At 59.9% G+C, this 9,013-nt stretch carries 11 protein-coding genes; 1 reads left to right on the plus strand and 10 read right to left on the minus strand.

Translation table 11 applies throughout. The annotated features are described in order from the left end of the window. Window positions 1-920: 920 nt before the first annotated feature. The 7 genes from WAW39_RS16180 to WAW39_RS16210 form a co-directional block, all read right to left on the minus strand. The gene (locus WAW39_RS16180; protein ID WP_422320225.1) at window positions 921-1,328 is read right to left on the minus strand and encodes a hypothetical protein; all 408 of its coding nucleotides are present in this window, start codon (window positions 1,326-1,328) and stop codon (window positions 921-923) included. Between the two features lie 26 nt (window positions 1,329-1,354). Further along, a complete protein-coding gene (locus WAW39_RS16185; protein WP_422320226.1) occupies window positions 1,355-1,498 on the minus strand; it encodes a DUF3309 family protein in 144 nt (47 codons plus the stop codon). A 94-nt stretch (window positions 1,499-1,592) separates the two neighbouring features. After that, window positions 1,593-2,633, minus strand: coding sequence for a zinc-dependent alcohol dehydrogenase family protein (locus WAW39_RS16190; protein WP_422320227.1), 1,041 nt, complete (start codon window positions 2,631-2,633; stop codon window positions 1,593-1,595). A gap of 15 nt (window positions 2,634-2,648) precedes the next feature. Beyond that, complete coding sequence (gene dps, locus WAW39_RS16195; RefSeq protein WP_422320228.1) at window positions 2,649-3,143, minus strand: DNA starvation/stationary phase protection protein Dps; 495 nt, start codon at window positions 3,141-3,143, stop codon at window positions 2,649-2,651. A gap of 3 nt (window positions 3,144-3,146) precedes the next feature. After that, entirely contained in the window at window positions 3,147-3,344 is a 198-nt protein-coding gene (locus WAW39_RS16200; protein WP_422320229.1) for a hypothetical protein, read from the minus strand. A 15-nt stretch (window positions 3,345-3,359) separates the two neighbouring features. Beyond that, window positions 3,360-3,788 (minus strand): hypothetical protein, encoded by a 429-nt coding sequence (locus tag WAW39_RS16205; protein ID WP_422320230.1) that lies wholly within the window; start codon window positions 3,786-3,788, stop codon window positions 3,360-3,362. Between the two features lie 30 nt (window positions 3,789-3,818). Continuing rightward, complete coding sequence (locus WAW39_RS16210) at window positions 3,819-4,529, minus strand: hypothetical protein (RefSeq protein ID WP_422320231.1); 711 nt, start codon at window positions 4,527-4,529, stop codon at window positions 3,819-3,821. 181 nt (window positions 4,530-4,710) lie between these two features. Here WAW39_RS16210 and WAW39_RS16215 point away from each other — a divergent pair, with 181 nt between their 5' ends. After that, window positions 4,711-5,112, plus strand: coding sequence for a permease (locus WAW39_RS16215; protein ID WP_422320232.1), 402 nt, complete (start codon window positions 4,711-4,713; stop codon window positions 5,110-5,112). A gap of 173 nt (window positions 5,113-5,285) precedes the next feature. Here WAW39_RS16215 and WAW39_RS16220 read toward each other — a convergent pair whose 3' ends face one another. From WAW39_RS16220 to WAW39_RS16230, 3 genes are all read right to left on the minus strand, one after another. Next, window positions 5,286-5,816, minus strand: coding sequence for a DUF4142 domain-containing protein (locus tag WAW39_RS16220; RefSeq protein WP_422320233.1), 531 nt, complete (start codon window positions 5,814-5,816; stop codon window positions 5,286-5,288). A gap of 146 nt (window positions 5,817-5,962) precedes the next feature. Next, window positions 5,963-7,837 carry a heavy metal translocating P-type ATPase gene (locus tag WAW39_RS16225; protein ID WP_422320234.1) on the minus strand — a complete coding sequence of 625 codons (1,875 nt, stop codon included), beginning with the start codon at window positions 7,835-7,837 and terminating at the stop codon, window positions 5,963-5,965. Window positions 7,838-7,882: 45 nt separating this feature from the next. Then, entirely contained in the window at window positions 7,883-8,890 is a 1,008-nt protein-coding gene (locus WAW39_RS16230) for an AI-2E family transporter (RefSeq protein ID WP_422320235.1), read from the minus strand. Window positions 8,891-9,013: the final 123 nt, after the last annotated feature.

Genomic DNA, 9,013 nt, shown 5'->3' on the forward strand with positions numbered 1-9,013 from the left:
GGTGCGGATTGATTGAGAGTTCGGAAAGGTGTCGTGGTGGTGTGAGAGAAGCGTGTGCGGTTTTCTCGTTTGCGCTGGGAGGCGGAATGCTTCTCGCCTACCTTCGGCAGGCGATTCTGAAGGGGGATTGTTTCATGGCGGAGTCAGGTGGTTCACGCTGCACCGCTTCGCTTCACCACCGGCTAATACCATCAGCAGTTGAAAAGGAGTCTTGATGCAGCCTCAAGCTGAGAGGCTGAGCTGCTTTCCAATGATTGTGGCATTATATCACACTTGGAACCATCGCGGCAACGGCCCCCATCGACTGCCTTTCCTCATTCCATGGACGGCGTACCTTTTTGAGCGCCCGCGACGCCATAGACCCGAAACTTCGGACCCGCACAGCGGTTCCCTACCAGCCCTGCGGAACGCGCTGCTCTGGATGGTAGGGATGCGCTGTGCGCGTCCCTGAAATCCTTCGTCCCATCGTGGGCTGCTGCCACATCGCATGCCCCCTTTTCAAAAGCCCTCAGAGACAGACCTGTTTTCAGCGGATCGTGATGTCATTTCTCTGCTCCCTCCGGGTGGCCGCGATGAGATTGACCTTTGTGATGAAAAGAGGCGACCTGCGGCGCAATGGCGGAGCAGACGCTGCTGGGACGCGGCGTCGTGTGGAGGAGTGCTGGGCTTGCTGCCGGAGTGGCTGGCAGAACCCGGGGGAGCACTCGCTGAAGCTCGGCAGCCGTGGGCTGAAATTCGGAAGGCCGCTGGCCTTCAAGGCAATGATGTCAGCCTTGTTATGCAAGCCTCAAAAGAATGGTCCCCATTTCAGAAGATTCATCGAAGCATTGAATGCGAGAAGGGGCAGGTGGTTAGACCTGCCCCTGTTGAGGGAATGAGGTGAGTGTGGATTACACACACGCACGCATGCCGGACGTTGATTAACGGCGTCCCTGCATGAACTGGCTGTTTGAGTGAGTCTGCAGGACGGGGGTGTTGACGCGCAGGTTGGAATTGTAGCCGCTGTTGTGCTGCGGGGTGTAGTGCTGATGGCTGCCGCCGTAGTAGTGCTGGCCGTTGTGGGAGTAGCGGCTGGTGTAGGGCCTTCCCTGGTAGCTGTAGCTGCCGGTTTGATACTGGCCGCCGGAGTAGTAGCGGCCGTTGTGGTTGTAGGCGCTGCCGCTGTAGTTGCGGGGCAGGGTGGAGTAGGTGTTGAAACCGCCGCCACCGTAGCCGCCGCCAAAACCACGGCCGTAACCACCGCCGCCCGCGTAGCCGGTGTCCACGCAGGAGGAGACGCCGAGGGTGAGGGCAAGGGGGAGAATGAGAAGGAATGAGAGATGTTTCATAAAGGGATAGATTGGGACGTTAATCTTTAAAGACGCCCGGTGACGAGAAGGACGATGAGAATGATGACGATGAGGCTGGCACCGCCGCCGATGAAATGGTTGCCGGAGCTGAAGCCGTAGCCACCGCCTCCAAGAAGCAGAAGAATGAGAAGGATAACGATGATGTTCATTAGGAGAAGGGAGGTGGATGGATTGAGATGTATCTTGGGACAGATGCTGCTGAAGAACCATGGGGTGTTCACCCCGTTCGGTGCGTGCCTGAGGTCAGGAACTGGTGAGGATGATCTTCAGCGCCTGATCGCGCGCGGCATGGCCAAAGGTCTCGTAGGCGCTCATGACATCTCCCAGCATGAAGCGGTGGGAGATGAGCTGCCTGGGGAGGAGCCTGCCGGACATGATGGTCTTGAGCAGGAGCTGCGTGGTGACGGCATCCACGAGACGGGTGGTGATGGTGATGTTTTGCGACCAGAGTCTTTCGAGATGCAGCGGTGCGCTTTGACCATGCACGCCTACATTGGCGATGTGCCCGCCGGGGGAGATGATGGACTGACAGAGCTCGAAGGTGGAGGGGATGCCAACGGCCTCGATGGCGACATCCACGCCGCGGCCGTAGGTCATGGTCATGATTTTGGCCATGGCGCGGCCGTCGCTGCTGTCGATGAGCTTGGTGGCGCCGAGGCGTTTGGCGACATCGAGACGGTGTTCGTCCACATCAATCATGATGATGTCCGCCGGTGTGTAGAGCTTTGCGGTGAGCAGGGTGGCGAGGCCGATGGGGCCGGCGCCGATGATGGCCACGGTGTCTCCGGGTTTGACGCAGCCGTTGAGCACGCCGCATTCGTAGCCGGTGGGGAGAATGTCGCTGAGCATGACCATGGCCTCCTCGTCTGCGTTTTCGGGGATGTGGTGGAGGCTGGTATCCGCCCACGGGATGCGGACGAACTCGGCCTGGGTGCCGTCAATGGTGTTGCCAAGAATCCAGCCGCCCTTTTCACAATGGGAGCACATGCCACGGCGGCAGTACTCGCACTTTCCGCAGGAGGTGATGCAGGAGATGATGACGCGGTCGCCTTTGTGAAAGCGGGTGACGCTGGTGCCTGCCTCCTCGATGAGGCCGATGCCTTCATGGCCGAGGATGCGGCCTTCGGTGACCGTGGGCACGTCTCCTTTGAGGATGTGGAGGTCGGTGCCGCAGATGGTGGTCTTGGTGATGCGGACGACGGCATCCGGGGCCTCCTGAAGGGCAGGCTTCGGCATGTCCTGCAGGGCTTTCTTTCCCACGCCATGATAAACGAGAGCATTCATGTCAGCGGGGGTGGGTTAATGTTCGGGCTGTTCGTGAGCTTCGACGAACCAGAGGTTCATGTCAGAGCCGCGTGAGACTTCGGTGAAGATGTCTGCGGTGTCGGCGTCCTTGAGCTGCGTGGAGGTGGCGATGGCCTTGCGGATGAGCTCGCCGTAGAAGGCGATGGCGTGGGCGAGTTCGGCGACGTGTTTTTTGCCGCTGGTGATGTCCAGCGGGTATTCGGGCAGGCTGGATTTTTTGGCGACGACACGAATGGTGCCCTGGGCGATGCCGCCGAGCTGGACGATGCGCTCGGCGATGAGATCGACGTAGGTGCCGGTGTCGGTGTAGACTTTGTCGAAGAGCTCATGCAGCGCGATGAAGTTGTGGCCCTTCACATTCCAGTGAGCCTGCTTGGCCTGCATCATGAGGTCGATGGATTCGGTCAGGCGCTCCTGAAGCAGCGCGGTGATTTCGATCCGAGTTTTTTCCGGGAGGCTGTTGCGGGTGTGCCTGAGCTTGAGTTTCATGGCTCAAGCGATAGATGAGGAATCCACGCGCCTGCCATGGGGTGAACACCCCAAATGTAAAACGACCTGCTCTTCAAACCAGGGCTGCATGTCCAAGGAAGGATGCTGCAGCAGGAAGACATTGATGGCCAGCACGGTCTCAGGAGGCCAGACTTCCGCAGCTCTCGATGCGGTGATCTCAGGCTGAGAAAATGGATTCATGCGGAGAGGATGAAACTAATGCAGAGGGACGACGGAATTTGCCTCTTTGAAAAAATCGCAGACGTGGGCGGTGATCTGGCGGTCGGTCATTCTGTCTGCGGTTTCGACGGCCACGGGGAAGCCTTTGGGCATGGCAGGTTCGAGTTCCCTGACCAGCTCACCCTTGGCCTCTCCAGGGCCGAAAACCAGCAGGGATGTGGCATGATGCACGAGAGCCACCACCTCCTGGTAGTAATGGTGGAGATCTGCGGTGAACCTGCGCTGAGCGACGTCGTCGGCCTTGACCTTCTGAGCTTCAAACGAGGTGGTGGAGCGTGTGCCAGCGATGCGGCCCGGCTGGCGGTTTGCGTCTGACTGGATGATGTGGATTTCCTTTCCAGCGATGGATTCGAGCACGATGACTGCTTTGCGATGATCGATCCACAGGCCGATGTTCATTTTCATGAGGGGAGGTTTTTTTCGAACAGGGGCGGATCAGAAGGATTCCTGCAGACTGTTTTTGTCGGCGCGCTCCTGGGTGGAGTCGGTCCAGAGGAACATGCATTTGACGAGATCGACGAAGCCCATGAATTTGTTTTTCTCCTGCTGGAGTTCGACGGCGGCGTGCTGGTACTCCTCGTCGCTGTCGATGAGGCTGCCGCCTGGTTTGTCAGGGGAGCGGGAGAGGCGGAGGAGGAGCTTCTGCACCTGCGCATCGACCTCCGCACTGGAGTTATTCTTCAGCAGTTCGAGCTTGATGCGCATGGCATCGGCACAGTTGTGAATGACATGCAGATGCGCCTCAAGACTCCGGGCTATGGCGACCCATTCGGACTGGGCTGCGGCATTGAGACCGACCGCCTGGCCTTGCAGGGCTTGAAGGGTCTGCTCCAGCCGGGTGTCTTCGATTTGCAGCCGGGTCCAGGTTTGCAGGGCTTTTTCATGCCGATTTGTATCGTGGCTCTGGATGCCGTCCTGCACCTCACTGACAAGGTCGTGAATGCTGCACAGAATGCGCTCCACGAGATCCCAGTGATGGCCCCAGGCATTGCTCCAGTCTCCGGGAGAGCCGTATTCGGTGCCGAGACCACGGCCGCGCTGAAGCACCTGCATCAATTCGTCCTCCAGTTTGGTCAAACGTTTGGAGTCGGTGCGAAGTCCGATTTCAAGACGGGCGAGAATGTGAGTTTTGCTGTGCGTCATCATGGCAGGATCATTTTGCACGCTGAGGGCGGATCGCTGCCATGGGGTGTAAACCTACTTTGCATAAGGGTAAGCTTTGCAACGGAGGCGAGGCCAAAAAATGGGGGGAACACCCCATCGAAAGAGATGCGTGTGAGGCTTAAAGTTTGGCTTGTGCCGATGAAACAAGCCCCCCTGCAAGAGTATGAAGCTCAATCCTCCTCAAGATGCCGCTGTAACGGTCTCCAATTCGCATGATGAACACGCAGCCAGCACGCGGCATTTTCAGCGCTGCGTGTGTGAGATGAAGCAGCTCTCCTTCGCCGGGTGTGAACGCAAAGCGGGTGAGACGGGGGTGGGTGGCTTCAGCACGCTGGGGCGTGTGAAGTGCTGGGGAGGCCTGGGAGCGTTCTGGGGCGGGGTGTGGGGCTGGCTGACGGGCTCCACGTTTTTTCAACACGAAGGGGCGGGCCCGCTGATGGTGGCCGATCCGATGGTGGCCTGGATGATGGGCGCGGTGGAAGGCTGCCTCATGGGCGGCGGACTGAGCGCCGTGTGGGCCTGCGTGTTCAGTCTTGTCATGCCGAAGCGAAGCCGTGTGATCTGAGAGACGAGGCTGACGCGGGAAGATGCGGGGAACGGCTGAGGAGGGGGCGGGTGAGCGGTGTTCAAGCTGTTAGGCTTTTGTTTGCCCGCCCGCCTTTTGTTAGCTGGCCGCGTTTCATGGGCACAAAAAAGCGGATGCCAGAAAGAATGGCATCCGCCGTGGAGGGACGGGGATTATTTCGCGGCGAGTGCGATGGCCGTGGCCTGGTGCGCCTTGAGGACGGGAAGCGTCTTGTCCACGATGGCCTTCAGCTCCAGGTCGTTCTGGTCTTTGGAGGCTTTTTCGTAGCTGCTGATCTGCGACTGGTGGCCGTCTGCGAAAGCCGCGAGGAACTCTTTGTCAAACGCAGCACCGGTGGCTCTTTCGAGCTTCTGAAGCGTGGCGGTTTGCTCCGGGGTGATCTCCTTGGAGAGCTCCACACTCTGCGCGTCGGCGAGTTTCTTGATTTCCTTGCTCAGCGCCTTGTGGTCGGTGACGAGTGTTTCGGCAAAAGCTTTCACGCTGGCATTCTCAGCTTTCTTGACGCCCAGCTCTGCGAACTCTGTGTCCGCATGACTGGAGATGGCGGCATTTTGGATGAACGTGGATTCGGCGTTCGAGATCAGGCTCTTCTTGTTTTCGGCCTGGCTGGCCGGGGTGAGGAGAAGCATGCCGCACAGGGCGAGCGTGAAGGACGACAGGAGTGTGGTGGAACGTTTTTTCATAATGTTGGCGGGCGTTGTTTGGTTTGTTGCATGAAGCTGGTGGCTTCATGTGGCGAAGGCTAGGACCCTCAGCGCGTCTTCACCATGGGGTCGAGACCCCAAACTGAGCGACCGTGTTTCACATGCCGAAATGACAGGCCATGCGGCTACAGATCATGGATGATCTTCGGTGGAAACGCCGCACGGAGGGCATTGAGCACGGCGAGAACGTCGATGATCTCCTGCGCAATGGCTCCGCTGACGGGCGGGAGATGGCCGGTGGCGGCGAAGGCCATGCCGATGAGGCTGAGTGCCATGCCGCCGACGGCGCTTTGCAGGGCGATGACGCGCATGCGGCGGCTGATGTGCATGAACTCGTCCACTTTTTTGAGCGAGTTGTCCATGATGACGACGCCGGCGGCCTCGGCGGTGACGTCGCTGTTTTGGCCGATGGCCATGCCGACAGTGGCGGCCATCATGGCGGGAGCGTCGTTAATGCCGTCGCCGACGTAGAGGGTTTTGGCCCTGGCGGTTTCGGCGCGGACGATGGTGAGCTTTTCCTCGGGGCTTTTCTGCGCGTGGATCTCAGAGATGCCGACTTGATCGGCGAGGTAACGGACTTCGGATTCGCGATCGCCGGAGATGATCATGACGCGATCAAAGTGATGCTTTGGACCAAGGTGGTTGACGAAACTGCGGCTCTCGGCGCGGGGTGCATCGCGGAAGCGCAAGGTGGCGGCGTAGTGGCCGTCGAGAACGACGACGCATTCGAGGCCGCCAGAGATGGCAGGCATTTGATCGGTGCCGGGGAGATTTTGCGAGATGAGTTTGTTGCGGCTGGTGATCTGGAGCTGATGGCCTGCGACGGTGCCGCGCAGTCCGAGGCCGGGCTCCTCGCTGACCTCGCTGGCTTCGGGGAGGGTTAGGTTTTGCTCCTTGGCGGCGGCAATGATGGCGCGTGAGAGGGGATGCTTTGAGTAGCGCTCCAGACTGGCCACGAGGGTGAGCACTTCTTTTTGATCCAAGCCGGTGGCGAGGAGCTGCTCGGTGAGCTTGGGCGCGCCGTAAGTGAGGGTGCCGGTCTTGTCAAAGATGGCGGTGCGGCATCCGGCGATCTGTTCGAGCACGACGGGGCTTTTGACGATGATGGCACGGCGTGCGCAGAGGGAGATGGAGCTGACAATGGCGATGGGGATGCCAAGCAGAAGAGGGCAGGGGGTGGCGATGACGAGGACGGCGAGGAAGCGAAGTGGATCTCCGCTGAGGAACCAGGCGAGCAGTGCAACAACGAGGGCGACGGGCGTGTAGATGGCGCCGAGCTGGTCGCCGAGGCGCTGGAGCTGCGGGCGCTTGCTTTCGGACTCGCGCATGACTTCCATGATTTTCGCGTAGCGTGAATCGGCGGCGACTTGGGTGGTGCGGATGGTCAGGGCAGTCTCGCCATTGATGGCACCGGAGATGACGGCGGAGCCGGTGGTCTTGGTGATCTGGAAAGGCTCGCCGGTGAGGTAGGATTCATCCATGACACCGTGGCCTTCGGTGACGATGCCGTCGGCCGGACAGATCTCGTGCGGGTAGATGACGAGGGTGTCGCCGACGGCGATGTCAGCCAAAGCGACATCAGCAATATCTGCACCGGCTTTGCGGTGCGCGATGGAGGGCATGCGCTTTGCCAGGGCGGCGAGCACGGAGGATGCGCTGCGCAAGGCGTAGCTCTCCAGGGCCTCGCCGCCTGCGAGCATGAGGACGATGATGGAGCCCGCGAGGTATTCGCCCAGCAGGAGCGAGGTGATGATGGAGACGCCACCGAGGAGATCGGAGCCGAACTCGCGCCGCAGCAGCTTGCGCAGCAGATCGTAGAGCATGGGCAGCCCGCCGACGATGAGTGTGAAGAGCAGCGGCAGGTGCTGTGCATTCAGCGATGCCTTGAGTGCAAAGCGCAGCATGAGATGCGTGACGATGCCGATGAGGGCGAGCGCGGCGATCATTGTCGATTTGCGCCGCCAGAGTGACGAAAGCAGAGATGGAGGAGATTCGGCCATGGGAGTGAGTTTAGCTGGGGATACTCGTGAAGCTGGACTCCCTTATCACTGGGTGCTCAGCTCGTCAGCAGACCGACTGCGCCAGGTTTCCAGCAGCACGGTGGTGATGGTGAGCACCACGGGGCCAAGGATGAGTCCGGCGGGGCCGAAGAGCATCAATCCGCCCACGACGGAAATGAAGGCGAGGACGGTGTGCAGCTTGAGCAGATTTCCGACGAGGATGGGGCGCAGGAGATTGTCGATCGTTCCCACGACGAGCATGCCCCAAAGGACCAGGATGAGCGACTTTCCCCAGCTGCCTTCCAGAGCCAGGAAAAGCGCGGCGGGAATCCAGACCACGAAAGCGCCGAGCATGGGCACGACGGAGAGAATGGCCATCACCACGCCCCAGAGCAGAGGAGCGGGCAAACCGAGCCACCAAAACATGAGCCCGGCCAGAAGCCCCTGAATGATGGAGACGACCAGCGTGCCATAGACGGTGGCCTGAATGGTATCACGGACGCGGAGAAGGAGGTTTTCCGTTTCCTCTCTGGAAAGCGGTGAAAGGTGGTGAAGCGAGGCGACAGCCAGGCGGCGATCCCGCAAAAAGAAAAACAGCAGGTAGAAGATGAGGCTAAAGCTGATGACCTGAAACATGGAGCCGCTGACGAAGGACCCTGCTGTGGTGCTGAACCAGGTGGCGAGAGATTTCACCGTGGCCGGCAGGTCCAGGTCATCCTCGATCATCACAGCCACCGAAGCGAGACGTGGCTGTGCTTCAATAGCACGGCGCCATTCGCCGGTGGCCACCTTGGTTTCGATGAGCTGTGCGCCCTGAGCGGCCTGGCCGATGAGGTGCTGACCGACAAAGAGCACCGGAACGACAACGATGAAGGCGATCACGACCACCGCGATGATGGCGGCCAGACCAGGATGCCTGAGCTTTGACTCAAGCCAGCCCTGAAATGGCGTGAAGAGAACGGAGAGGGCCATGGCCCAGGTCAGTGCGGGCAAAAAGGGCTGCGCCACCAAGCAGCAGAGGACCATGCCTGCAGCGATGGCGGCGATGAGCATGAGTTTGCGCAGCCGGAGGGCTTCTTGCCCATGTTCAGATGATGGAGCCACCTTGTCAGACCTTTACTTGTCCTCGATTTCGAATGCGACTTTGAGGGAGACCTGCCATTGATGCACCTGGCC

The organism is Prosthecobacter sp., from assembly GCF_049294395.1.
Lineage (GTDB): Bacteria > Verrucomicrobiota > Verrucomicrobiia > Verrucomicrobiales > Verrucomicrobiaceae > Prosthecobacter.